General features: G+C 61.6%; 22 protein-coding genes, 1 tRNA gene and 1 pseudogene. 12 read left to right on the top strand and 12 right to left on the bottom strand.

Annotated elements, in window-relative coordinates:
- Nucleotides 1–74: 74 nt before the first annotated feature.
- Together RLEG4DRAFT_RS33900 and RLEG4DRAFT_RS33895 are read right to left on the bottom strand one after the other, a co-directional pair.
- Entirely contained in the window at nucleotides 75–2,609 is a 2,535-nt protein-coding gene (locus tag RLEG4DRAFT_RS33900; RefSeq protein ID WP_003583615.1) for a CoA transferase, read from the bottom strand.
- Complete coding sequence (locus RLEG4DRAFT_RS33895) at nucleotides 2,602–4,275, bottom strand: GMC family oxidoreductase (RefSeq protein ID WP_003583613.1); 1,674 nt, start codon at nucleotides 4,273–4,275, stop codon at nucleotides 2,602–2,604. Before RLEG4DRAFT_RS33895 ends, RLEG4DRAFT_RS33900 begins: the two co-directional genes overlap by 8 nt.
- A gap of 286 nt (nucleotides 4,276–4,561) precedes the next feature.
- Between RLEG4DRAFT_RS33895 and RLEG4DRAFT_RS33890 the strand changes: the two genes are divergently transcribed.
- A complete protein-coding gene (locus tag RLEG4DRAFT_RS33890) occupies nucleotides 4,562–5,458 on the top strand; it encodes a LysR substrate-binding domain-containing protein (RefSeq protein WP_003583611.1) in 897 nt (298 codons plus the stop codon).
- A 42-nt stretch (nucleotides 5,459–5,500) separates the two neighbouring features.
- Here RLEG4DRAFT_RS33890 and RLEG4DRAFT_RS33885 read toward each other — a convergent pair whose 3' ends face one another.
- From RLEG4DRAFT_RS33885 to RLEG4DRAFT_RS33875, 3 genes are all read right to left on the bottom strand, one after another.
- Nucleotides 5,501–6,397: an EamA family transporter gene (locus RLEG4DRAFT_RS33885; protein WP_003583609.1), complete on the bottom strand. Its 897-nt coding sequence runs from the start codon at nucleotides 6,395–6,397 to the stop codon at nucleotides 5,501–5,503.
- 93 nt (nucleotides 6,398–6,490) lie between these two features.
- On the bottom strand, nucleotides 6,491–7,033 hold the full coding sequence (recX, locus tag RLEG4DRAFT_RS33880) for a recombination regulator RecX (protein WP_003583607.1): 543 nt from the start codon (nucleotides 7,031–7,033) through the stop codon (nucleotides 6,491–6,493).
- Between the two features lie 9 nt (nucleotides 7,034–7,042).
- The gene (locus tag RLEG4DRAFT_RS33875; protein ID WP_003583605.1) at nucleotides 7,043–8,068 is read right to left on the bottom strand and encodes a histone deacetylase family protein; all 1,026 of its coding nucleotides are present in this window, start codon (nucleotides 8,066–8,068) and stop codon (nucleotides 7,043–7,045) included.
- A gap of 146 nt (nucleotides 8,069–8,214) precedes the next feature.
- On the opposite strand from RLEG4DRAFT_RS33875, the pseudogene RLEG4DRAFT_RS33870 reads away from it, so the two are divergent.
- Nucleotides 8,215–8,827, top strand: a pseudogene (locus RLEG4DRAFT_RS33870) (HAD family hydrolase).
- Between the two features lie 15 nt (nucleotides 8,828–8,842).
- Here the strand turns inward: RLEG4DRAFT_RS33870 and RLEG4DRAFT_RS33865 are convergent.
- Complete coding sequence (locus RLEG4DRAFT_RS33865; RefSeq protein ID WP_003583600.1) at nucleotides 8,843–9,361, bottom strand: GNAT family N-acetyltransferase; 519 nt, start codon at nucleotides 9,359–9,361, stop codon at nucleotides 8,843–8,845.
- Nucleotides 9,362–9,387: 26 nt separating this feature from the next.
- Nucleotides 9,388–9,954, bottom strand: coding sequence for a helix-turn-helix domain-containing protein (locus tag RLEG4DRAFT_RS33860; protein WP_003583599.1), 567 nt, complete (start codon nucleotides 9,952–9,954; stop codon nucleotides 9,388–9,390).
- A 136-nt stretch (nucleotides 9,955–10,090) separates the two neighbouring features.
- Here RLEG4DRAFT_RS33860 and tenA point away from each other — a divergent pair, with 136 nt between their 5' ends.
- The 4 genes from tenA (at nucleotide 10,091) to RLEG4DRAFT_RS33840 (ending at nucleotide 13,288) form a co-directional block, all read left to right on the top strand.
- Nucleotides 10,091–10,789 carry a thiaminase II gene (gene tenA / locus RLEG4DRAFT_RS33855; RefSeq protein ID WP_003583597.1) on the top strand — a complete coding sequence of 233 codons (699 nt, stop codon included), beginning with the start codon at nucleotides 10,091–10,093 and terminating at the stop codon, nucleotides 10,787–10,789.
- Nucleotides 10,790–10,866: 77 nt separating this feature from the next.
- A complete protein-coding gene (gene lepA, locus RLEG4DRAFT_RS33850; RefSeq protein WP_003583595.1) occupies nucleotides 10,867–12,699 on the top strand; it encodes a translation elongation factor 4 in 1,833 nt (610 codons plus the stop codon).
- A gap of 59 nt (nucleotides 12,700–12,758) precedes the next feature.
- A complete protein-coding gene (locus RLEG4DRAFT_RS33845) occupies nucleotides 12,759–12,989 on the top strand; it encodes a type II toxin-antitoxin system CcdA family antitoxin (protein WP_003583594.1) in 231 nt (76 codons plus the stop codon).
- Nucleotides 12,989–13,288: a CcdB family protein gene (locus tag RLEG4DRAFT_RS33840; protein WP_003583592.1), complete on the top strand. Its 300-nt coding sequence runs from the start codon at nucleotides 12,989–12,991 to the stop codon at nucleotides 13,286–13,288. The genes RLEG4DRAFT_RS33845 and RLEG4DRAFT_RS33840 overlap by 1 nt, the downstream gene beginning before the upstream one ends.
- Before the next feature lie 3 nt (nucleotides 13,289–13,291).
- Here RLEG4DRAFT_RS33840 and RLEG4DRAFT_RS33835 read toward each other — a convergent pair whose 3' ends face one another.
- The 3 genes from RLEG4DRAFT_RS33835 to RLEG4DRAFT_RS33825 all read right to left on the bottom strand — a co-directional run bounded on the left by RLEG4DRAFT_RS33835 (nucleotide 13,292) and on the right by RLEG4DRAFT_RS33825 (nucleotide 15,132).
- Entirely contained in the window at nucleotides 13,292–13,744 is a 453-nt protein-coding gene (locus tag RLEG4DRAFT_RS33835) for a GFA family protein (protein ID WP_003583589.1), read from the bottom strand.
- 90 nt (nucleotides 13,745–13,834) lie between these two features.
- Nucleotides 13,835–14,383 carry a sugar O-acetyltransferase gene (locus RLEG4DRAFT_RS33830; protein WP_003583587.1) on the bottom strand — a complete coding sequence of 183 codons (549 nt, stop codon included), beginning with the start codon at nucleotides 14,381–14,383 and terminating at the stop codon, nucleotides 13,835–13,837.
- A gap of 11 nt (nucleotides 14,384–14,394) precedes the next feature.
- Entirely contained in the window at nucleotides 14,395–15,132 is a 738-nt protein-coding gene (locus RLEG4DRAFT_RS33825; RefSeq protein WP_003583585.1) for a type 1 glutamine amidotransferase, read from the bottom strand.
- Nucleotides 15,133–15,258: 126 nt separating this feature from the next.
- Between RLEG4DRAFT_RS33825 and RLEG4DRAFT_RS33820 the strand changes: the two genes are divergently transcribed.
- Nucleotides 15,259–15,552 (top strand): SelT/SelW/SelH family protein, encoded by a 294-nt coding sequence (locus RLEG4DRAFT_RS33820; RefSeq protein ID WP_003583583.1) that lies wholly within the window; start codon nucleotides 15,259–15,261, stop codon nucleotides 15,550–15,552.
- A gap of 11 nt (nucleotides 15,553–15,563) precedes the next feature.
- On the opposite strand, the gene RLEG4DRAFT_RS33815 is transcribed toward RLEG4DRAFT_RS33820, so the two are convergent.
- Nucleotides 15,564–15,983 carry a BA14K family protein gene (locus RLEG4DRAFT_RS33815; protein ID WP_003583582.1) on the bottom strand — a complete coding sequence of 140 codons (420 nt, stop codon included), beginning with the start codon at nucleotides 15,981–15,983 and terminating at the stop codon, nucleotides 15,564–15,566.
- 168 nt (nucleotides 15,984–16,151) lie between these two features.
- Between RLEG4DRAFT_RS33815 and RLEG4DRAFT_RS33810 the strand changes: the two genes are divergently transcribed.
- Nucleotides 16,152–16,238: transfer RNA gene (locus tag RLEG4DRAFT_RS33810), tRNA-Leu, on the top strand.
- 306 nt (nucleotides 16,239–16,544) lie between these two features.
- Here the strand turns inward: RLEG4DRAFT_RS33810 and RLEG4DRAFT_RS33805 are convergent.
- Nucleotides 16,545–16,841 (bottom strand): DUF982 domain-containing protein, encoded by a 297-nt coding sequence (locus tag RLEG4DRAFT_RS33805; protein ID WP_003583580.1) that lies wholly within the window; start codon nucleotides 16,839–16,841, stop codon nucleotides 16,545–16,547.
- Nucleotides 16,842–17,224: 383 nt separating this feature from the next.
- Between RLEG4DRAFT_RS33805 and rfbF the strand changes: the two genes are divergently transcribed.
- From rfbF to rfbC, 4 genes are read left to right on the top strand one after another with little or no spacing between them, the layout of a single operon-like run.
- On the top strand, nucleotides 17,225–17,998 hold the full coding sequence (rfbF, locus tag RLEG4DRAFT_RS33800; protein ID WP_003583579.1) for a glucose-1-phosphate cytidylyltransferase: 774 nt from the start codon (nucleotides 17,225–17,227) through the stop codon (nucleotides 17,996–17,998).
- On the top strand, nucleotides 17,989–19,053 hold the full coding sequence (gene rfbG / locus RLEG4DRAFT_RS33795; protein ID WP_003583578.1) for a CDP-glucose 4,6-dehydratase: 1,065 nt from the start codon (nucleotides 17,989–17,991) through the stop codon (nucleotides 19,051–19,053). The genes rfbF and rfbG overlap by 10 nt, the downstream gene beginning before the upstream one ends.
- Nucleotides 19,050–20,285, top strand: coding sequence for a class I SAM-dependent methyltransferase (locus RLEG4DRAFT_RS33790; RefSeq protein ID WP_003583577.1), 1,236 nt, complete (start codon nucleotides 19,050–19,052; stop codon nucleotides 20,283–20,285). The genes rfbG and RLEG4DRAFT_RS33790 overlap by 4 nt, the downstream gene beginning before the upstream one ends.
- Nucleotides 20,282–20,824 carry a dTDP-4-dehydrorhamnose 3,5-epimerase gene (gene rfbC / locus RLEG4DRAFT_RS33785; protein ID WP_003583576.1) on the top strand — a complete coding sequence of 181 codons (543 nt, stop codon included), beginning with the start codon at nucleotides 20,282–20,284 and terminating at the stop codon, nucleotides 20,822–20,824. The genes RLEG4DRAFT_RS33790 and rfbC overlap by 4 nt, the downstream gene beginning before the upstream one ends.
- Nucleotides 20,825–20,854 lie beyond the last annotated feature (30 nt).

Raw genomic sequence — 20,854 nt, 5'->3', positions numbered from 1 at the left:
AGTCCGCCGCTCGTGCCGCGGACTGTCTGGCGGCTGCGGCGTCCTCCTCAGAAAACCGGAGCCACCGTCGTCGTTCAACTCGGCAGATATTCCGTGCTCCATGCCTCGCTGATCGATCCAGAGGCGACCAGCCTGTCGACTTCCGCGTCGCCATAACCCAGGGACTTCAGAACGGAGCGCGTGGAGGTGCCGTATTTTTCCGCCGGAGCAATCGCCGTAATCGCGCCGACCGTCGGCCGGACGGCGAAGGGATCGAGCTGGGTCACGCTGTGCCCGCTCGGATGGTCTGGAAAGATCGAGAAGGAATAGCTGCCGCGATCGGTTCCCGGCCGGCCGTCGGCAATGCGTGCGCTCCGGCTTCTGATCGTTTCGATGTTTTCGCAGAGCGACACGCCGATGTCGGCCTCTACAAGTCGCCGTTGCCAGCTTTCCGCGGGCGCTGTCATGAATGCCGACGCGAGAAAGGCTTCGCGCTCGGATTGCGCCATCGAGGCAAGCCCTCTCAAGCCCTCGACGCCATCAAACCGCGGCAGGTCGGCCTCCGATGCGCAGAGCAGCAGATAATCGCCGGACGCCGTTTCGTAGAGTCGCGACAGGCCATCATAGCCCTTCGTCTCGCGGCCGGACGGCTCGTCGAACGGGCGGCGACCCTGATAATCGTAGCAGAACGGAATCTGGGCAAGCCCGGTCAGCGCCGACAGCGATGTCCGCGGCCGGCCGACGATGCCCGTTTTCGACTTCTGGTAGAGGGCGGCCGCCACGCCGAGGGCTGCTCCGAAGCCGCACATGACATCGATGGTGCCAACATGGGCATGTTCTTCCGGGGTCTGCATCGATCCGCCGAAGCGCAGCATGATGCCCGTCGCCGACTGAACCAGATCGTCATAGCCGAGATAGTCGGTGCGCGGACCGGTGCGGATGCCGCCGAAGCAATCGAGCTGGCAGAAGATCGCCTTCGGATTGAGCGCCTTGAGCCCTTCGGCATCGAGCCCCATGATCCCGACCTGGCGGTCGGTGGCATTCCAGACCACCACATCGACGGACTGCACCAGTTTCTCGAATACCACCCGGCCATCGGGCGAAGCGATGTTCAGCAGCACCGATTGCTTGCCGCGCATGTGCGACATTCCGAAGATCACGGTATTCCAGCAGTCGTAAAGCGGCGTGGCGGGGTCGATCTTGATCACCTCGGCGCCGAAGCGGGCCAGATAGGAAACCGAGTGCGGGCCGGCGATCACGTTGCAGAGATCAAGCACCTTGATGCCGTCAAGCCAGCCGCCGGAGGCGTTCGCCCTCGGCGCAGGCAATTGCGGGCGCTTCATAGCCGAAAGCGCCGCCAGCGCGTCATCGAACGTTGCCCATCGGCGCGGGTTTGGCGTGAGCATCGCTTCGCCGCTTTCCCCCAGCCAGGCCACCGGCCCCGGTTGGGTCATGCGGCCAAAGATCGGATCCTCGACCTCGATCATCAGTCCCGCGGCCTTCGCATGGTCGTCGGCGATCCATTCCTTCAACCAGCGCTGCGGCGCGCCCGGAAACAATCCCTCACCGAAAATCCGCTCCCATTCCGCCGATGTCCTGGTGACAAAGACGTCCTTCATGCGGGTCGCAATCTTGTCGGCCCAGAATTTCGGGAGGGGATAAACGCCGAGCGAAACATCAGACGACCATTGCGACACCGGCAGATAGGTGTCTTCCTGCTCGCGAAGCCCTTCGGCTACAAGCTCTTCGTAGAGGCCGAGCGTTTGCAGGCAACGTTTGGCATGGTTCTTGTGGCTCGGGCAGACGACGTAGAACATGCGTCCGTCGCTGCACATGTAGCTGCGATAGAAGGGATCAAGAAATTCCTGAAGGTCGTCATAGGACATGTCCATCGGCAGGCCTTCGCTCCGCCGCCGCTCGATCTCCAGTTCGCGCTTGGTCTGATAACGAAGCGGATAATTGTCGATCCTGATCGAATTATAGGACAGACCCTCCATCACCGCGCTCGCCAATGGCACCTCGATATGGTCGCCATGCCCGGTGCGTTCTCGGGCCTGAAGTGCCAGAACCGTGGCGGAGGCCGCCAGCATCGTGCCATAGGCGGAAGCCAGCGGCAGCGGCGAGAAGGATGGGTTGATGCCCATCAAAACCCGGTTGAGGCCCATATCGGTGAACACGCCGGACGAGGCGGCAATCACCGTCTCGAAGGCGCGCCAGTCGTGGCGCAACTGATCGTTGGATGCGAATCCGGGGATCGACAGGGTGATCAATTCGGGCCGGGCCGCCCGCAGCCCTGCGAAATCGATGCCGAGCCGGGCGAGCACCCCGGGACGGAAATTCTCGACAAGAATATCCGCATGCTCGATCAGCTTCCGAGCCTCGGCCAGACCCTCTTCCGTTTTGAGATCGATCGACACGATCAGCTTGTTTCGATTGAGGATGGCGTTTGCCGGATTGTCCCAGAGCGGGCCGTCAGGAGGATCGATATGGACAACCGTCGCCCCGAGATCGCCAAGGACCATGGCCACCGCCGGGCCTGCGATATACTGGCCGAAATCGACGACCGTGACACCCGCAAGCGGCAGCTGTGCACGCATCGAAGCCACCTCTTTCTTCTCTGAACTAAGCATGCCGGCGGGCCTCCCGAATTATCAAATCTGCCGCCTTTTCGGCGATCATCAGCGTCGGCGAATTGGTGTTGCCACTGGTAATCGTCGGCATGATGCCGGCATCGACGACCCGCAGGCCCTTCACGCCCCTCACCCGCAGCTGGCTGTCGACGACGGCCATCGGGTCGCTGTCGCTGCCCATCTTCGTGGTGCCGACAGGGTGGAAAATCGTGTTGGCAATGTCGCCGGCAAGCTTTGCCAGCTCGGCGTCGCTCTGGAATTCCAAGCCCGGCTTCCATTCGACGGGCTCGTAACGGGAGAGAGCCGGCTGCGAGACGATCGTGCGGATCTGTCGAATGCTGTCGGCGGCGATTTTGCGATCCTCGTCCGTGCTCAGATAGTTCGGTGCGATGGCCGGCGGGACGGCGCTCCGGTTGGAGGAAATCCTGACGGTTCCCCGGCTCGTGGGATTGAGATTGCACACACTTGCGGTGAATGCCGGAACGCGGTGCAGAGGCTCACCAAAGGCCTCCAGGCTGAGCGGCTGCACATGGTATTGGAGATTGGCATAAGCCCGGTCTTTATCGGATCGCGTGAACACGCCGAGCTGCGACGGCGACATGCTCATAGGCCCGCTTCGCCGGAGAGCGTATTCGAGGCCAATCTTTGCCTTGCCGAACAGGCTGTTCGCCAGCGTATTGAGGGTCCTGGCACCCTTGACCTTGAACACTGCGCGGATCTGCAGATGGTCTTGAAGGTTCTCGCCGACGCCAGGCAGATCCACTTCGACGTCGATGCCGTGCCGCTGCAACAGCGCGGCCGGCCCGATGCCTGAGAGCTGCAGGATTTGCGGGGATCCGATGGCTCCGGCAGAAACGATGGTCTCGCGTTTGGCGCGGGCAATTATTTCCCGGCCGTTTCGCGAAATCACAGCGCCGGCGCAGCGCTTGTCTCCTGCCGGTCCTTTCTCGATCAGAAGCCTCTGAACATGGGCTTCTGTCCACACGACAAGGTTGGCTCTGTTTCGCGCCGGACGCAGGAAGGCCTTGGAGGTGTTCCAGCGCCAGCCCGATTTCTGATTGACCTCGAAATAGCCGACACCTTCGTTGTCACCGCTGTTGAAATCAGTCGATCGCGGTATGCCGGCCTCGACGGCCGCTTCGGCGAAAGCTTCGAGAATATCCCAGCGCAGGCGCTGCTTTTCGATCCGCCATTCGCCCCCATGACCGTGCATGTCGGAAAACCGGGCGTTATCGCCGGTTTGCGGATCGGCTCCCTTGTCGAGCCGGTAATGGTCCTCGTGCGCCTTGAAGGCAGGAAGAACACTCGACCAGGCCCAGCGCTCGTCGCCTGTCAGGTCACACCAGCCGTTATAGTCCCTCGCCTGTCCGCGCATGTAGATCATGCCGTTGATCGATGAACATCCGCCCAAGGTCTTGCCGCGCGGATAGCGCAGGCTCCGGCCATTCAGTCCTGGCTCGGCCTCGGTTTTGAAAAGCCAGTCGGTGCGCGGATTGCCGATGCAATATAAATATCCCACCGGGATATGGATCCACGGATAATTGTCTTTCTTGCCGGCCTCAAGGAGAAGGACACGCTTTGCGGGATCTTGGCTCAGCCGGTTGGCAAGCACACAGCCGGCGCTGCCGCCCCCGACAATAATGTAGTCGAACTGATCCTGGTCCATCACCGGAATCCCTTGGAAAAGGTCACCGGCATGAAAACCCACCCGCAAATTGCTCGGTTTTGCGCAATCGAGCTGTGGACGCCCGTATGAGGCGCCACCGAACTGGTAGCCATACCGATTTCCTCCCAGTGTTCCGCCCTTCTGCAAGCGAATGGCTCCCCTCCTTTTTCAGGCAAAATTCGCGGTTTGAACACACCGATAAGATTCATCTCGGTATCGATTTTTCTAATAATGTAGTATGGCGCCGGATAGTCTCCAGCCACCCAGAAGAAGGGGTAATCGCTTCATGCACGACCTGCCGCCATTGAAATCGTTGCGGGTTTTCGAAGCGTGCATTCGTCTCGGAAACTTCACCAAGGCTGCTCGGGAATTGAACGTCGGACAGCCGGCGATCAGCCATCAAATTAATGCGCTGGAACGCGATTTGGGCATCAGGCTGTTCGAGCGAAAGGGGGCGCTCACCGTGCCGACGGCCGATGCGTTGACCTATTACCGCAGCATTGCCGGGGCGCTGGAGGATATGGCGCGGGCGAGCGTTGCGCTTCGAAAGAGCAAACGTCCTCCCGGACTGGCGCTGGCGACCTATCCGGGCATTGCAATGTTCTGGTTGTTGCCGCGACTATCGACGGTGAGGCAGGCCAACCCGGATCTCGCCATCAGAGTGACCACGGCCGAGCGTGATCAGGATATTCCCTTGGAAGACGTCGACTGCGCCATCCTGTTCGGTGATGGCGATTGGCCGGGCTTCGAAAGCCACAAGCTGATGGGAGAAATCGTTACACCCGTTGCTTCGCCAGCTCTGGCAGCCAGTCTTGCAGATTGCTCGCGATCGGAAATTCTCAAGAACGGGCCGTTAATTCATTTGGAAGACCAGGACCAACGGTGGTTTACCTGGCGCGATTGGCGCAATCAGCGATCACCGGAGACCGAAACAATCGATCGCGGCATAACCGTCACCAATCATGGAATCGCCATCCATCAGACCCTGATGGGCCATGGAATTGCCTTGGGGTGGCGCGGCGTTATCGACGAGATGATCGACAACAAACTGCTCGTTGCCCTGGATTCGGAGCCGCTGTCATCGCCACGCGGCTACTATCTTGTCGCACAATCGACCTTCATGAGCACGGTGATTGGAAAATTCGTGCTGCAGACGCTGACCGAGGATCGGCCCCGCGCGTGAAACAGGAAATGGGCGCCCGAGCGTCCATCTGAGCGTTGTGGCCTAAGCCTTTGCTGCCGAGACGGTCGCGCCTGCGCTGGCCGCTACCACCAGCGCCGTCCCCAGCATCTGCAGCGCGGTCATCGGCTGGGCCAGGATGACGAAGCCAGCGAGTGCGGCGATCGCCGGCTCGAGGCTCATGAGAATGCCGAAGGAGGCTGTCGGCATCCGCCGCAAAGCGATCAGTTCCAGCGTGTAGGGCAGCAGCGGCACAAGAACGGCAAGACCGGCCATTTCGATCAGACCGTAGCTATCGAGCGCCGGCACGGCGCCGGCAAAACCGAAGGGAGTGGCGACCAAGGCGGCAACCATCAGCGACATGGAGAGCCCTTCCAGCCCCTTGAAGCTCGCACCGATCTTTTTCGTCAGGACGATATAGATCGCCCAACCGGTTCCTGCGCCGAGCGCAAAGAGAACACCCTCGATATTGCCGACCCAGCCTTCACCGTCATGGGCGAGAGCCAGAACGCCGAGCGCAGCAAGCAGGGGCCAGGTCAGACGCCGACCGAGGCCGTAGCCGATGGTCGCCACAGAAAGCGGCCCGAGAAAATCGATCGCCACGGCAAGACCGAGCGGAATACGCTCGATCGCCGCGAAGAAACTTATGGTCATCAGAGCCGTCGTCGTGCCGAGAACCAGAGCGCTCGTCCATTGCGCCTTGCTGTAGCTTAAGATGCGCGGCCGCACGAAAACGGCCAGAATAATGGCGGCAAAGGCGAGGCGCAGCCAGGAAGCGCCGGCCGGTCCATAGGTTGCGATGGCCGAGGAGGACAGCGCCGCGCCGAACTGGATCGACGACATCGACATCAGGCACATCAGCCCGCCGGCCGCGACGCCGCCGAATGCCGGTGACGCCCCTGCGGTCAGCGCGCCGGCCCCGCCATCTATTTTTTCTTCCATGTTCGCCCCCAATTGCGTGCTCTTCTTACGGAGACGGCTTGCGAGCGACAAATTCAAACTTCTGATCCGGGCAGCAAAAGCCCTTATGCAAGATCAGAGACGGCCGGCAAGGATGATCTCTTCGGCGCTCATCTCGAAAACCTTCCTGCCGATGTCGAAGCTGAAGCCGTTGCGGGCGAAAGCCGAAAGCTCTTTGGCCTTTCGCTTTTCGTCGAGTTCGACCCGGCGGAAAGGGCCGAAGGCGCGCTTGCGGGCGAATATCGCTGCAGCATAGAGATCGTCAGCCTCTTCGAGCGCGGCCTCGACCTTGTCGCTGGAGACCCCCTTGGCCGCAAGCTTCTGGGCGATAGCGCGCTTCGATTTGCCGCCGCGCATGGCAGAACGCGTGCTGATCCCGGCATAGGCGCCATCGTCGAGCACCTTGTTGTCATAGGCGAATTTGACGGCGAAATCGGCAACGGCCTTGAGTTGCGCCGCACTGATATGTTCGAACTTCTCCTTCGCCTTGCGGGTGATGGCGTCAAAGAGCTGCCTTTCCGTCATCATCCGCCGCTCCAAACGATAGATCGCGGAGTTGCGCGCCCAGCTCAGCATGCGTGATGTCGGGATATCGGATGGAACGGTTTCGTCGGTCATATCAAGTGATCAGGCTTCCAGACCCTTGAGGACATTGGCGACGTTGAGGCCGATCTCCGGCACGCCATAGCCACCCTCCATACAGGTGACGACCGGCAGGCCGGCGGCTGAGATCGTCTCTCCCATGCGAATGAAATCTTCCGATTTCAGCTGGAAGAAGGAAATCGGATCGCGCTCGAAGGTATCGACGCCGAGCGCCATGACGACGGCCTCTGCGCCGAAGGCCTTGATGCGGGCGAGCGCATCGGCAAGGGCCGAAGACCAGACGGCAAAGGACGTGTGGGGCGGCATCGGATAGTTGCGGTTGGCGCCGGTGCCCTCCGCCACGCCTTCCTCGTCGGCGTGGCCGAGGAAATAGGGGAAGGCCTGCATGGGATCGCCGTGCAGGGAGGCGGTGAAGACATCGCCTCTGTGATAGAAGAGATCCTGCGTGCCGTTGCCATGGTGGAAATCGACATCGAGCACAGCGACCTTGGCCGCGCCTCGATCGATAAGCCGCTGCGCAGCGACGCCGGAATTGTTGATGAAACAATAGCCGCCGAAGAGATCGATGCCGGCGTGATGGCCGGGCGGGCGGCAGAGCGCGAAGGCGAAACGATTGCCCTTAGCCAGCCAGTCGGCGCCGGTGACGGCGCAACGCATGGAGGCGATTGCCGCCTGGTAGGAGCCCTTGGTAATCGAGGTATCAGCGGCATTGGCGTAATGGCCGATCGCGCCGACAATATTGTCGGTCACGCGCTGGCTGGTGCGGCGGACCGGGAAGGAATTGGCAATCGCCTCGCCGGTAAAACCGGCCGCCACCCAGCGGTCCCAGACGCTGGCGAGAAAATCGAGATAGGCGGGATCATGCACCTTCAGCGCCGTTTCCAGCCCGTGGGGATCGGGCGCCACGACATCGGCAAAGCCCGCCTCCCGAACTGCCGCCAAGATCCATTCGGCGCGGAACGGCGCCTCGAAGGGCGTTACCAGCTGGCCGGCGTGCAGCTCCGTTTTGGCATCGCGCAGCTTGTGGTCTTCGGAATAGATGACGCGCATTTCGGATCCTGTCCTTTTAAGGAAAATCGATCGGCGAGATCGAGACTTACATGGGTCGAGGCCAACAAAAAAGCGGCATGGCGCTCTTGATCGCCCAAGGAAATGACGTCACCTTCGCCGCGTTTCGGAACGAGGGAATCTGCCGCATGAAAGTGCTGATGGTCGATGTCGACGGCGTACTCGTTCATGGCCGCCCGGCCGACGGCCTGCCGCTTTTCACCTATCTGGAACGCGATCTCGGGCTGAAGCCCGATCTGCTGCAGCGGGAATTCTTCCAGACTCACTGGGGCGAGATCATCGTCGGCCGTGCGGCGCTGGAAACCACACTCGCCGGCGTGCTGGAAAGGATCGCGCCGCATGTCAGCGCCGCGACGCTGATCGATTACTGGGTTCGAAAACGATTCCCGCCTCGACCGCAATCTCTTGGAAGAGCTGGCCGCGCTCAGGCAAAGCGGTATCACTTTGTTTTTGGCGACCAACCAGGAGCACAGGCGGGCGCGCTACCTGATCGAGCAGGTCGGCCTTGGCGCGCATTTCGACGACATCCTCTATTCCGCCGCACTCGGACACCGAAAACCTTCGCCTGATTTCTTCCGGCTGGCGACCGAGCGCGCCGGCGTGCTGCCCGGCGAGATCGCCTTCATCGACGATACGGCGGAAAACATCGAAGCGGCGCGGCAATTCGGCTGGAATGCGGCGCATTGGACGGCGGGCACCACACTCGGCGGCGCGTTTCCGCCATTCGCCAAGCTGGCATGAGCGAAGCCGCCGCAATCAGGCGAGCCTTTTGTAGAACAGGGTGGTGTCGCAGTAGCCGCCTTGCGGCCACAGCGCATAATCGGGAATGACGCCGACGCGCTGCCAGCCCAGGCGCGGATAGATCGCCTCGGCATCGCTGCCGGTCGCCGTGTCGAGCACGAGCAGGGTCTTGCCGCGCCTCGCCGCTTCGCGTTCGGCCGCTTCCATCAGCAGCCGGGCGAGGCCGCGGCCGCGGGCAGAGCGATGCACCAGCAGCTTCTTCAGATCGCCGCGATGCGGCTGGTTCGGCATTTGTGCGGCACCCACCTGCACCGTGCCGACGATCCTGCCCTCCAGTTCGGCGACCAGAAGCAGGTTGCCGCCTGTCGCAACGGCATCGGCGACCTCAAGCCAGTAGGGCTCGGCATCGTCAGGCCGATAGGGCTGCATGAAGCCGACGGAGGCGCCGCCGGCGACGCAATCGGCCAGCACCGAGGAAAGATCGGGAATGGCGGCGCGCGCCTCTTCGGCGGAAAGGATGCGAATGTCCGGCATGTTGTTCTCCTGAAATGAATTTTTTATCAACCGCCGCGATCGAGCACGACGCTGTAGTGCGCCGGCGTATTGCCGGGATTGTGGAAGACGTGGCCCTCGCCGACCGGCATGAAGAGGCAATCGCCGGGGCGCAGCCGGTAAACGGTCTCATCCGCCGTCATCTCCAGCTCGCCGTCGAACAGCCAGATATGCTGCGTCATGCCATGGGACGCCGCATGCGGGGGAAAGCTGACGCGGGCGCCTGGGGGAAATTCGACTTCGACGATATCGACATCGGAGGTGGTGCCCGGAGCTGACACCGAACGCCTGAGATAGCCGGTTTCCGGATCGCGCCAGACCTGCTGCTCCTGCCGGCGGGCAAGCGGCGAGGCCTGCTGGCCCTCTTCGGCGAAGAAGGCCGACAGCGACAGGCCGAGGGCGGCGCAGATCCTTGCCAGCAACGAGGCGGTCGGGCTCGCCTCCGCCCGCTCGATGCGCGAGATCATCGCCCGGCTGACGCCGGAGGCCACAGCAAGGTCATTCAGCGTCAGACCCTTTTGCAGCCGCAGCTTGCGGATGCGGATGCCGATCGCCAGGTCGAGTTCGTGTTCCATCTCTTCCGCTCCAGATTCTACTATAAGAGAAATACATTATCTGATGATGGAATCAAGCGCTGCCGGTGAGGCGGATTGCGCCTTGCTTTCGCCGCGACGGCGTCGATATATGGCAGCCAAATCCCAGGAGAGCATGATGGACGCCAGCACGCAGAGCACGGACACGACGGCAAGCTTCACGGCCGCCGCCTGGGATAGGATTGCGCCGGTGATGGCCGAGATCGAGGTGTTGCCGCTGCTGACGCGGCTTTCCGACGGCACGCTGCCGCCGGAAGTTTTCCGGCACTACATTCTGCAGGATGCGCTCTATCTAAAACATTATGCGAGATGCCTGGCCATCGTCGCGGCCAAGGCGCCTGATAATGCGCAAGTGCTGCGTTTCCTCGGTTCGGCGCAGAAGGCGATCACCGTCGAACAGGGCCTGCATGCCGGTTTCCTCACCCAGTTCGGCATCACGTCGGCAGATGTGACAGCAGCCGAACCCTCGCCTGCCTGCTTTGCCTATACCAACTTCCTGCTCGCCACTGCCTATCACAGCTCTTACGCGGTGGCGCTTTCTTCAATCCTTCCCTGCTTCTGGATCTACTGGCACGTCGGCGAAGCGATCAAGAACCGGCCGGCAATCGACGGCAATGCCTTCCAGGCCTGGATCAACACCTATGGCGATCCGCAATTTGCCGCCGGCGCCCGTGAAGTGATCGCGCTGACCGATATCGCCGCCCGCGCCGCCTCGCCGACGGAGCGCACTCAGATGATGGATGTCTTCGTGCGCGCCTCGCAATATGAATGGATGTTCTGGGATTCGGCCTGGCGGCTGGAGAGCTGGCCGGTCTGAGCCACGCCCGACCGGCCCGCAAAATAGCGTAAACAGCGGGATAATTACCGCTTTGCGGCAGGGGGCGGCGCTGCTATATGGCGCGCATGAGCACCAATTCCACCACTCCGCTGTCCCATATCCGCAACTTTTCGATCGTGGCCCATATCGACCACGGCAAATCGACGCTGGCCGACCGGCTGATCCAGACGACGGGCGGCCTTGCCGAGCGCGAAATGTCTGAGCAAGTGCTCGACAATATGGATATCGAGCGCGAGCGCGGCATCACCATCAAGGCCCAGACCGTGCGCCTGCATTACCAGGCAAACAACGGCGAGAAATACATCCTCAACCTGATCGACACGCCCGGCCATGTCGACTTCGCCTATGAAGTCTCGCGGTCGCTGTCGGCCTGCGAGGGCTCGCTGCTCGTCGTCGACGCCAGCCAGGGCGTGGAAGCGCAGACGCTTGCCAACGTCTATCAGGCGATCGACAACAATCACGAGATCGTCACCGTTCTCAACAAGATCGACCTGCCGGCCGCCGAACCCGACCGCATCAAGGAGCAGATCGAGGAAGTGATCGGCATCGACGCCTCGGAGGCCGTGCTGATTTCGGCCAAGACCGGTCTCGGCATTCCCGACGTGCTGGAGGCGATCGTCAACAAGCTGCCGGCGCCGAAGAGCCCGGGCGGCGAGAAAGCGCCGTTGAAGGCGCTGCTCGTCGATAGCTGGTACGATACCTATCTCGGCGTCATGGTTCTGGTGCGCATCATCGACGGCGTGCTGACCAGGGGTCAGACCATCCGCATGATGGGCACGGATGCGAAATACCAGGTGGAGCGCGTCGGCGTGCTGACGCCGAAGATGGTCAATGTCGACAGCCTCGGCCCCGGCGAGATCGGCTTCATCACCGCCTCGATCAAGGAAGTGGCCGATACCCGCGTCGGCGACACGATCACCGAGGACAAGCGGCCGACCGCCCAGGCGCTGCCGGGCTTCAAGCCGGCGCAGCCGGTGGTGTTCTGCGGCCTCTTCCCGGTCGATGCCGCCGATTTCGAGGATCTGCGCGCCGCCATGGGCAAGCTTCGCCTCAACGACGCCTCCTTCTCCTTCGAAATGGAATCGTCTGCCGCCCTCGGCTTCGGTTTCCGCTGCGGCTTCCTCGGCCTCTTACATCTCGAAATCATCCAGGAACGGCTGGAGCGCGAGTTCGACCTCGACCTCATCGCCACCGCCCCCTCGGTCGTCTACAAGATGTTCATGACCGACGGCACGGAGCGCGAGCTGCACAACCCGGCCGACATGCCCGATGTCGTCAAGATCTCCGAAATCCACGAGCCGTGGATCCGCGCGACGATCCTGACGCCCGACGATTACCTCGGCGGCATTCTGAAGCTCTGCCAGGACCGCCGCGGCATCCAGATCGAACTCACCTATGTCGGCACGCGCGCGATGCTGACCTACGACCTGCCGCTCAACGAAGTCGTCTTCGATTTCTACGACCGGCTGAAGTCGATCTCGAAGGGCTATGCCTCCTTCGACTATACGCTCACCGACCACCGCGAGGGCAACCTCGTGAAGATGTCGATCCTCGTCAATGGCGAGCCGGTCGACGCGCTGTCGATGATGGTGCACCGCACCGCAGCCGAAAAGCGTGGCCGCGACATGTGCGAGAAGCTCAAGGAGCTGATCCCGAAGCACATGTTCAAGATCCCGATCCAGGCGGCGATCGGCGGCAACGTCATTGCCCGCGAGACGATCTCGGCGCTGCGCAAGGACGTGACCGCGAAATGCTACGGCGGCGACGCCACCCGCAAGCGCAAGCTGCTCGACAAGCAGAAGGCCGGCAAGAAGCGCATGCGCCAGTTCGGCAAGGTGGAGATTCCGCAGGAAGCCTTCATCGCCGCGCTGAAGATGGGCGACGAATAAGACCTTCTCAACAACGTCTTATGCGCATATGATTTGCGCATAAGACCGAGGAGATCGTCATGGCTCAGCAGGCAAGAAAAGCAGCAAACCTTTCCCTTGACGAGGGTCTGGTCTCCCAGGCGCGTGAACTCAAGATCAACATATCCAGGGCGGCGGAAGATGGAATCGCCAAGGCGATAAAGGCGGAACGCGAGCGGCTGTGGCGTATCGAGAACGCCGAGGCTATTGCCGCTTCAAACGCCTATGTCGAAAAGCACGGCCTGCCGTTTCAGAAATATCGACAGTTCTGATGGCTCGGTTTCATGTCTACAATCTCGTGCATACCAATGCGCTTGCGCTTGATCTGCAGTCAGATCTGCATGGCGAGCTGACAACACGGATCATGGCGCCAGTGCTTCCGTTGGAAGCTCTTCCCAAGATCATGCGCCAGCTCAATCCGCGATTCGTGATCAACGATATGCCCTATGTCATGGCCACCCAATTCACCGGCGCAATTTCCATAAAGGAGATCGGAGGTGTTGTTGCGGACCTCACCTCCGACAGCGATCGTATCGTCGCCGCCGTCGACTTTCTCTTCCAGGGCTTCTGAGCCTCATTCCCTGCCCATATACTCCTTCACCAGCCCCTCATAGGCCTGCATCTCAGGCAGCGCCGCGTAGCTGTGCATCGCGCCAGTCTCGGCAAAGGCCAGCTTCTCGCTTGTCCATGTCTCGATGAAGGGCGTGAACCAGCTCGCATCATCCAGCATGGTCACGCGCAGGTTGACGAACCAGTCCATGCCTTCCGGCCGGGTGAACATCCAGCTCATGCAATGCGGGCAGAAATAATGCTTGGTGACGCCGTGCAGGCCGCCGATCACCGGCTCGCCTTTGGTGACCTCGAAGCCTTCGCTGGGGATGGCGGCACTCAGTGAATAGGCGCTCGCCGTCATCTTCTGGCAGCCAGTGCAATGGCATGCCATGGTGAGCAGCGGCGGCGCGCTGACCTTCAACCGCACCTGACCGCAACGGCAGCCGCCTTGCATGGGTAAATTCCGCTCGCTCATGATTTTCCTCCCGTTTCGCCCATGATCTAGCGGAATGATCGCCGCTGTCGAGGTGCCAAGGCTATCGCGGAATGGGCAGTCCTGCCGCCGCTATCGAATACGGGCCGGGTTGCCGACGACAGTCGCGCCCGCCGGCACGTCCCGCGTCACCACGGCGCCGGCGCCGACGATCGCACCGCCGCCGATCGTGATTCCGCCGAGGATAATGGCGCCGCCGCCGATCCAGACGTCGTTGCCGATCGTGACCGGCCGGGCGATTTCGATGCCCTGGCCGCGAAGTGCTGCATCCCTATGATGTTCGGCGCAATAGATCTGCACGCCGGGGCCGAACATGCTGCGGTCGCCGATGGTCACCCGGCCGGAATCGAGGATGGTGCAGCCGGCATTGAAATAGACGCGCTCGCCGAGAACGATGTTGATGCCGTAGGAGCAGTGAAACGGCGCCTCGATGAAGACATTGGACGCGACTTGCGCAAACAGCGCCCTCAGAGCCGGCGCTATGGCGCCGCGCTCGTTCGGCGGCAGTGTGTTGTGCGCATGGACGGCCATGCGCGCCTGCCGGCGCAAGTGATCGAGTTCATCATCGAGGCAGCAATACCATTCGCCGGCCGCCATCTTCTGGCGTTCGCTTGCCGGCATTGCTTCGCCTCTCACGCCGAAGCCTGCGACAGGATCACGATCTCCTGCTGCTCGAACAGGCGGACCCAGGCGCGGGCGATGGCGAGGCCCGCAGCATCGGCGGCGGCGGCATGTCTTGCCGCCAGTTCGGCATGGTTCTCCAGCCAGCCGGGGGCGATGCGCGCGATCGTCTCGGGAAAGTCGGCCTTCCATTCTTCGACGACGGCTGAATTGGCCTCGAAATGGAACTGGGTGCCGTACACGGCGCGGCCGATGCGGAACGCCTGGTTTTCGGCAACGGGGCTGGTGGCAAGGTGAACCGCGCCTTCGGGAAGGGAAAACGTGTCGGCATGCCATTCAAAGATGGTGAATTCGCCGCCGAACGCCGATAGCAGCGGATCAGCCCGGCCTTCACCGGTGACGCCGATATTATGCCAGCCGAATTCGCGGGCGACTCCCAACAGATTGTCGGCGCCATAGGCGCGGGCGAGGATCTGGCTGCCGAGGCAGATGCCGAGCACCGCCTTGCCGGCGTCGCCGAAGCGGCGCGTCAGCCGGACGAGCTCCGGCAGGTAGGGATGGGTCTCGTCATCCAGCGCGCTCTGCTCGCCGCCGAGAACGACCAACGCGTCGTGGCCCGCCATATCCTGCGGCAGGATGCCATCCTGCCACACCCGGAACCATTCGATCTCAGCTCCCGCCTCGCTGAGCGCCGTGGCCAGCGCGCCGAGGCCGGTATTTCTCATGTTTTCGACGACTGCGACTCGCATGGTTTTCCCCGTTTGCCGACGAGCGGAAGAGACCATGCCGGAGAATGGCGCGCAAGATGCTTGCGCGAGCGCGATTGCGTCGGCAGGCTGCAAGGGCTTACATCGGCGCAAACGAAAGGAAGCGTCATGACCGAAAAAGCCCGTGTCTCGATCCTCTACTGCACCCAGTGCAACTGGCTGCTACGCGCCGCCTGGATGGCGCAGGAGCTGCTGCACACCTTTGCCGACAGTCTCGGCGAAGTGGCGCTGATCCCCGGCACCGGCGGCAATTTCGAGATCCGCGTCAATGGAGACCTCATCTGGGAGCGCAAGCGTGACGGCGGTTTTCCCGGGCCGAAAGAGCTGAAACAGCGGGTTCGCGACATCATCGAGCCCGGCCGCGATCTCGGCCATGTCGATCGTGTCTCACACGAAAGCTGACCGCACAGATCTCAGCGATAGGGCGAGCGGCAGACGCGGTAGACGCCCTCATAGGTGAGGAAATGATCCGTCCTCGGGTTGTAGGAGCGGTATTCATTGGTGCACCAGGCGATATGCTTGTTCATATTCCGCGTCGCCGGCTGGACCTCGCGCACGGGCTCCCGATCGTAGGTCAGCTGCGGCGGCCCGGCAGCACCCGGCAGGTAATAGGTCGGCCCCGCGCCGCGCGGGTGATAATTCGGCTGGACATAGGCCGGGCGATGCCATTGCTGCGGCCCGAAACCGAAGCAGCCGCGAAAATCGCAGAGCGTCGATCCGGTGTTGAGCGGCCCGACCCCCGGCTTGCCCAGCTTCAGCGAATCAGCACCGGCCATAGCTGGCGCAAGAAGAGCTAAAAGACCGGCGAGCAGAAGCGTGCGGGAAGAGGGCATGAAGCATTCCTTTCGATATTTCCTGTATATAGGGCGTACCAAGGGAAGCGCTATGCCTGCCCTGCCGTCGCCTTCCGTGATGTGACCAGCTGTTTTCTGCCAACTGTCAGAAAAACTTCAAAAACCCGGTTGACAGTCAGGGGCTGCCCCCTTACATCGCTCTCCGTCGCCCAGATGGCGGAATTGGTAGACGCGCCAGCTTCAGGTGCTGGTACCCGAAAGGGTGTGGAGGTTCGAGTCCTCTTCTGGGCACCATTCCATTTTGTCCCCCTTGAAATCGTTATTCATTTAGCATTTCAAGGGGTCGACTCTTCCTCATTGTCACATTCGAGCGCCCCATGGCAGTGATGCGGATCTTCCGATCCCATAAAACGCGTTGGCACGAAGAAACTGACAATTTAAAAAGTGCCGACCAACCTCTCTCGATGCCCTGAGCCGGGAGAGCGCAGTCTACAAACCAGGGATGGGGAGGCATTTCCCCGAGCGGACGTTCGCTGCCTCTGCGTGCGGATATGCATCAGCACCGCTTTGGGCAGAGCGTATCAGCGTCGTTCGTGGCTTTCACGCAGCCATATGGGGCGTCGTGCTCCTGCTGTCTGGTATAACGGACAAAACCGCAATGCCGGCTTCCTTGGCGGCGCTGAGAAGCAATTCCCTCAGTTCGTTCATCCCGCCCTGCCCGGTGATGGCATCGGCGCAAGCCTTGACGGCGACGACATATTCTTCTCCGTCTTCAAACGGCCAGTCCACCATCAGAACTTCGGCGGCGTCGCGGAGCGTCCTGACGATCTTGCGCTTTTGCTGGCCGCCGAAAAAGAGGACGAGAGGTGCAAAATCGGCCGATGTGTTCCATTGCATGGCACTTTCTCCCCAAGGGTTAGAATATTAGTAACAATGCAAGAAGCGTGCCGTCAATCGGTGGAGACGCTTTCGAAGGTCTCGATCCATCCTACCGGTGCATCCGCCGGAGGGTCTCACGAAGCAGTCTTGCACAACACCCCTGTTAGCTTAGGCCGCGGCTATCGCGTCGACGCTGTTCAAGGCGCTAGTCACGGCGTTGCGCTGGCGCGACCCGGCATCCATGAAAATCCAGAGGCCGGCTCCAGCGCTGCAAGCCTCGCACAAGAACGAAATCGGATACCGGGACAAGGATGAACATATGGCCGTTCCGCCTTAAGGGAGCCTGGGCGGCTCGCAAGATGGACGGGAAGCTTGGCTAGGCACTCTGGAGTTCGCTTGGGATGAAAGTCGTAATTCTCGCCGGTGGCCTTGGCTCTCGTCTTGCCGAGGAAACTAGTATCCGGCCCAAGCCTCTGGTCGAGGTCGGCGGCATGCCGATCCTCTGGCACATCATGAGTATCTATGCCCATCACGGGCTCGATGATTTCATCATCTGCGCCGGCTACAAGGGGTATATGATCAAGGAATATTTCGTAAACCTTGTTCTTCACCACAGCGACATCACCGTCGACCTCGGTGCCAACAGCATCAACTATCACGGCGGCAAACGACCGAACTGGCGCGTGACCGTGGTTGATACCGGCATGCATTCGATGACTGGCGGCCGCCTCGGGCGCATTCGCGACCATCTGACACCGGGCGAACCCTTCTGCATGACTTATGGCGACGGCGTCGGCGACATCGACATTGCCGCTGAAGTCGCCTTCCATCGCGATCACGGCCTGAAGGCGACGATGTGCGCGGTAACCCCGCCCGGACGTTATGGCGCCACGAATATTGAAGGCCAGTACATTACCTCCTTCGTGGAGAAGCCGAGAGGCGACGGCCAGCGTATCAATGGCGGCTTCTTCGTGCTCGACCCTTCCGTGGTCGATCTCATCCCTAGCGACGACACGATTTGGGAAGCCGGGCCGCTGGAGTGGCTTGCCGCCAACAACCAGCTTGCCGCCTTCAAGCATGACGGCTTCTGGCAACCGATGGATACGTTGCGCGAGCGCACCCATCTGGAAGAACTTTGGAATTCCGGAAAGGCGCCGTGGAAGCTATGGGCCTGACGGACTTCTGGAAAGGGCGGCGGGTTTTCCTCACCGGGCACACCGGCTTCAAGGGTTCCTGGCTTTCCCTGTGGCTGGAGCGGCTCAGCGCAGAGGTCACCGCGGTGTCGCTGGCGCCCGAGACCGAACCGTCGCTCTACCAGAAGCTTGCTCCCTGGGACGATCGCGGCCATCACATCGTCGATATCCGCGATGCCGAGACGCTGCTTGCTCTCTCCCAGCGTGTCAAGCCGGAGATCGTCATCCACATGGCGGCACAGGCGCTGGTGCGGCGCTCCTATGAAAACCCGGCGGAGACCTTCTCGACCAACGTCCTGGGAACGGCAAATGTCCTCGACGCAGTCAGGCAGACGCCCTCCGTCAAGACGGTGCTGGTCATCACCTCGGACAAAGTCTACGCCAACAATGGCAGCGGCATCCCCTTCGTCGAGACCGACGCACTCGGCGGCAAGGATCCTTACAGTAATTCCAAAGCCTGCACCGAACTTGTCTGCCAGAGCTACCGCGACAGTTTCTTCAAAGGCCGCGATCTCAGGCTCGCCACGGTGCGCGCCGGCAATGTCATCGGCGGCGGCGACTGGTCCAGGGATCGGCTGATCCCGGATTTCATCCGCGCCTTCGAAGGCGGCGAGCCGATCATGCTGCGCTATCCCCAGGCAATTCGCCCCTGGCAGCATGTTCTGGAACCGCTCGGCGGTTATCTCCGTTTTGCCCGAGTGCTGAGCGAGGAGCGTGGCCGGGATCTGCCGGACGCCTTGAATTTCGGTCCGCACCCCGAGAGCTTCGCCACCGTTTCCGAACTTGCCGAGGCGCTCGGACGCGCGCACCGCGTCGAAGATGTATGGCGGCCGGCGCCGGGCGAACATCTGCCGGAAGCGCCAGCACTGACGCTGAGCTCGGCCTTGGCATTCGACACGATCGGCTGGCGTCCGCGCCTCAGCCTGCAGCAGACAATCGACTGGACAGCCGCCTGGTACAAGGCCAACCGCGAGGGAGCCGACATGCGCACCTTCTCGCTTGGCCAGATCGCGGCCTATGAGGAAACAGTATCATGACAGCGCATAATTGCCGGTTCTGCAACGCTTCGCTGACGCATCGCTTTGTCGACCTTGGCTCGACGCCGCTTGCCAATGCCTATCTGACCGAAGAGCAGCTCAACCAGCCGGAACCGTCCTATCCGCTGCGCGCTTTCGTCTGCTCGCAATGCTGGCTGGTGCAGGCCGATGCCTTCGTTCCGCCGGAGGATATCTTCAGCCACTACGCCTATTTCTCCTCCTACAGCGACAGCTGGGTGGAGCATGCTCGCCAATTCACCGTCATGGCCCGCGAGCGTTTCTGCCTCGGCCCGACATCGCAGGTGATCGAGGTAGCGAGCAATGACGGCTATCTGCTGAAGCATTTCGTCGAGGCCGGCGTGCCGGTGCTTGGCATCGAGCCGGCTGAGAATGTCGCTGACGTAGCGCGGCAGATCGGCGTTCCCACGGAAGCGCGCTTCTTCGGCAAGGAAACGGCCGCCGATCTCGTCTCGCGCGGCCTTGCCGCCGACATTGTCATCGGCAACAACGTGCTGGCGCATGTGCCGGATATCAACGACTTCGTCGGTGGGCTCTCTGCCGTTCTGAAGCCGGATGGTGTCGTCAGCGTCGAATTCCCTCACCTGCTGCGGCTGATGGAGAACATCCAGTTCGACACCGTCTACCATGAGCATTTTTACTATCTGTCGCTGCTGGCCGTCGAAAAGGTCTTCGCAGCGCACGGCCTCAAAGTATTCGACGTCGAAGAACTGCCGACCCATGGCGGCAGTCTGCGCGTGCTTGCCTGCCGAGCAACATCCATGGCTCACCCAACCGGCCACGGCGTTGCCAAAGTGCGCGCCGACGAAGCGGCCGCCGGCTTCGACACAGTCGAGATCTACGAGGCCTTTCAGAACCGCGTGGCGCCGATCAGGGATGGCCTGCTTGCCTTCCTGAAACAAGCCAAACGCAGCGGCAAGAAGGTCGCCGCCTATGGCGCCGCCGCCAAGGGCAATACACTGCTGAATTTCTGCGGTGTCGGCACGGACCTCATCGACTATGTCGTCGACCGTAATCCGCATAAGCAGGGGCATTTCCTGCCGGGGAGCAAGCTGCCGATCTACGCGCCAGAGAAGATGGACGAGACACAGCCGGATTACGTGCTTATCCTGCCCTGGAACATCAAGAACGAAGTCGTCGCGGCCAACGGCAGGGTCGGCGCCTGGGGCGGACGCTTCGCCGTTGCCGTGCCGGAACTCACGGTGCTTGGATGAAATTTCTCCCGACCGCGGTTTCGGGAGCCTTTGTGGTGGAAGTCGACGCACGCTTCGACGACCGAGGAATGTTCGCGCGAACTTTCGACGCCCAGACCTTTGCGGATCACGGTCTCGTGCCGGTCTACCCGCAGTGCAACGCCTCACAGAACCACAGGCGCGGGACGCTGCGCGGCATGCATTACCAAGCCGAGCCGCGGCCGGAGATCAAGCTGGTGCGAGCCACGCGCGGGAGAGTCTTCGACGTGGCGCTCGATCTGAGGCCGGATTCGCCGAGCTATCTCCAATGGGCTTCCGTCGAGCTCGATGCTGCCAGTTGCAACGCTTTCTACATACCGGCCGGATGCGCCCACGGCTTTCTGACGCTCGAGGACGATTGCGAGCTCTTCTACCAGATGTCGGAAGCCTACGTGCCGGAACTTGCCCGGGGCGTCCGCTGGGACGATCCCGCCTTTTCCATCGCCTGGCCGTTCGTGCCGAACGTCATTAGCGAGCGCGACGCCGCGCTTGAAAGCTATCGCCAGGAAACACGCGTTTGAGCGGCATCAAACTCAGCATTTGCTCCCGAC

It is taken from the genome of Rhizobium leguminosarum bv. trifolii WSM2297, assembly GCF_000271845.1.
This window is presented reverse-complemented; position numbering and strand designations above follow the sequence as displayed.

Bases quoted from the DNA above. Each gene is read 5' to 3' on its own strand.
- RLEG4DRAFT_RS33900 (WP_003583615.1), bottom strand. From the start codon at position 2,609: ATGCTTAGTTCAGAGAAGAAAGAGGTGGCTTCGATGCGTGCACAGCTG.
- RLEG4DRAFT_RS33895 (WP_003583613.1), bottom strand. From the start codon at position 4,275: ATGGACCAGGATCAGTTCGACTACATTATTGTCGGGGGCGGCAGCGCC.
- RLEG4DRAFT_RS33890 (WP_003583611.1), top strand. From the start codon at position 4,562: ATGCACGACCTGCCGCCATTGAAATCGTTGCGGGTTTTCGAAGCGTGC.
- RLEG4DRAFT_RS33885 (WP_003583609.1), bottom strand. From the start codon at position 6,397: ATGGAAGAAAAAATAGATGGCGGGGCCGGCGCGCTGACCGCAGGGGCG.
- recX (WP_003583607.1), bottom strand. From the start codon at position 7,033: ATGACCGACGAAACCGTTCCATCCGATATCCCGACATCACGCATGCTG.
- RLEG4DRAFT_RS33875 (WP_003583605.1), bottom strand. From the start codon at position 8,068: ATGCGCGTCATCTATTCCGAAGACCACAAGCTGCGCGATGCCAAAACG.
- RLEG4DRAFT_RS33865 (WP_003583600.1), bottom strand. From the start codon at position 9,361: ATGCCGGACATTCGCATCCTTTCCGCCGAAGAGGCGCGCGCCGCCATT.
- RLEG4DRAFT_RS33860 (WP_003583599.1), bottom strand. From the start codon at position 9,954: ATGGAACACGAACTCGACCTGGCGATCGGCATCCGCATCCGCAAGCTG.
- tenA (WP_003583597.1), top strand. From the start codon at position 10,091: ATGGACGCCAGCACGCAGAGCACGGACACGACGGCAAGCTTCACGGCC.
- lepA (WP_003583595.1), top strand. From the start codon at position 10,867: ATGGCGCGCATGAGCACCAATTCCACCACTCCGCTGTCCCATATCCGC.
- RLEG4DRAFT_RS33845 (WP_003583594.1), top strand. From the start codon at position 12,759: ATGGCTCAGCAGGCAAGAAAAGCAGCAAACCTTTCCCTTGACGAGGGT.
- RLEG4DRAFT_RS33840 (WP_003583592.1), top strand. From the start codon at position 12,989: ATGGCTCGGTTTCATGTCTACAATCTCGTGCATACCAATGCGCTTGCG.
- RLEG4DRAFT_RS33835 (WP_003583589.1), bottom strand. From the start codon at position 13,744: ATGAGCGAGCGGAATTTACCCATGCAAGGCGGCTGCCGTTGCGGTCAG.
- RLEG4DRAFT_RS33830 (WP_003583587.1), bottom strand. From the start codon at position 14,383: ATGCCGGCAAGCGAACGCCAGAAGATGGCGGCCGGCGAATGGTATTGC.
- RLEG4DRAFT_RS33825 (WP_003583585.1), bottom strand. From the start codon at position 15,132: ATGCGAGTCGCAGTCGTCGAAAACATGAGAAATACCGGCCTCGGCGCG.
- RLEG4DRAFT_RS33820 (WP_003583583.1), top strand. From the start codon at position 15,259: ATGACCGAAAAAGCCCGTGTCTCGATCCTCTACTGCACCCAGTGCAAC.
- RLEG4DRAFT_RS33815 (WP_003583582.1), bottom strand. From the start codon at position 15,983: ATGCCCTCTTCCCGCACGCTTCTGCTCGCCGGTCTTTTAGCTCTTCTT.
- RLEG4DRAFT_RS33805 (WP_003583580.1), bottom strand. From the start codon at position 16,841: ATGCAATGGAACACATCGGCCGATTTTGCACCTCTCGTCCTCTTTTTC.
- rfbF (WP_003583579.1), top strand. From the start codon at position 17,225: ATGAAAGTCGTAATTCTCGCCGGTGGCCTTGGCTCTCGTCTTGCCGAG.
- rfbG (WP_003583578.1), top strand. From the start codon at position 17,989: ATGGGCCTGACGGACTTCTGGAAAGGGCGGCGGGTTTTCCTCACCGGG.
- RLEG4DRAFT_RS33790 (WP_003583577.1), top strand. From the start codon at position 19,050: ATGACAGCGCATAATTGCCGGTTCTGCAACGCTTCGCTGACGCATCGC.
- rfbC (WP_003583576.1), top strand. From the start codon at position 20,282: ATGAAATTTCTCCCGACCGCGGTTTCGGGAGCCTTTGTGGTGGAAGTC.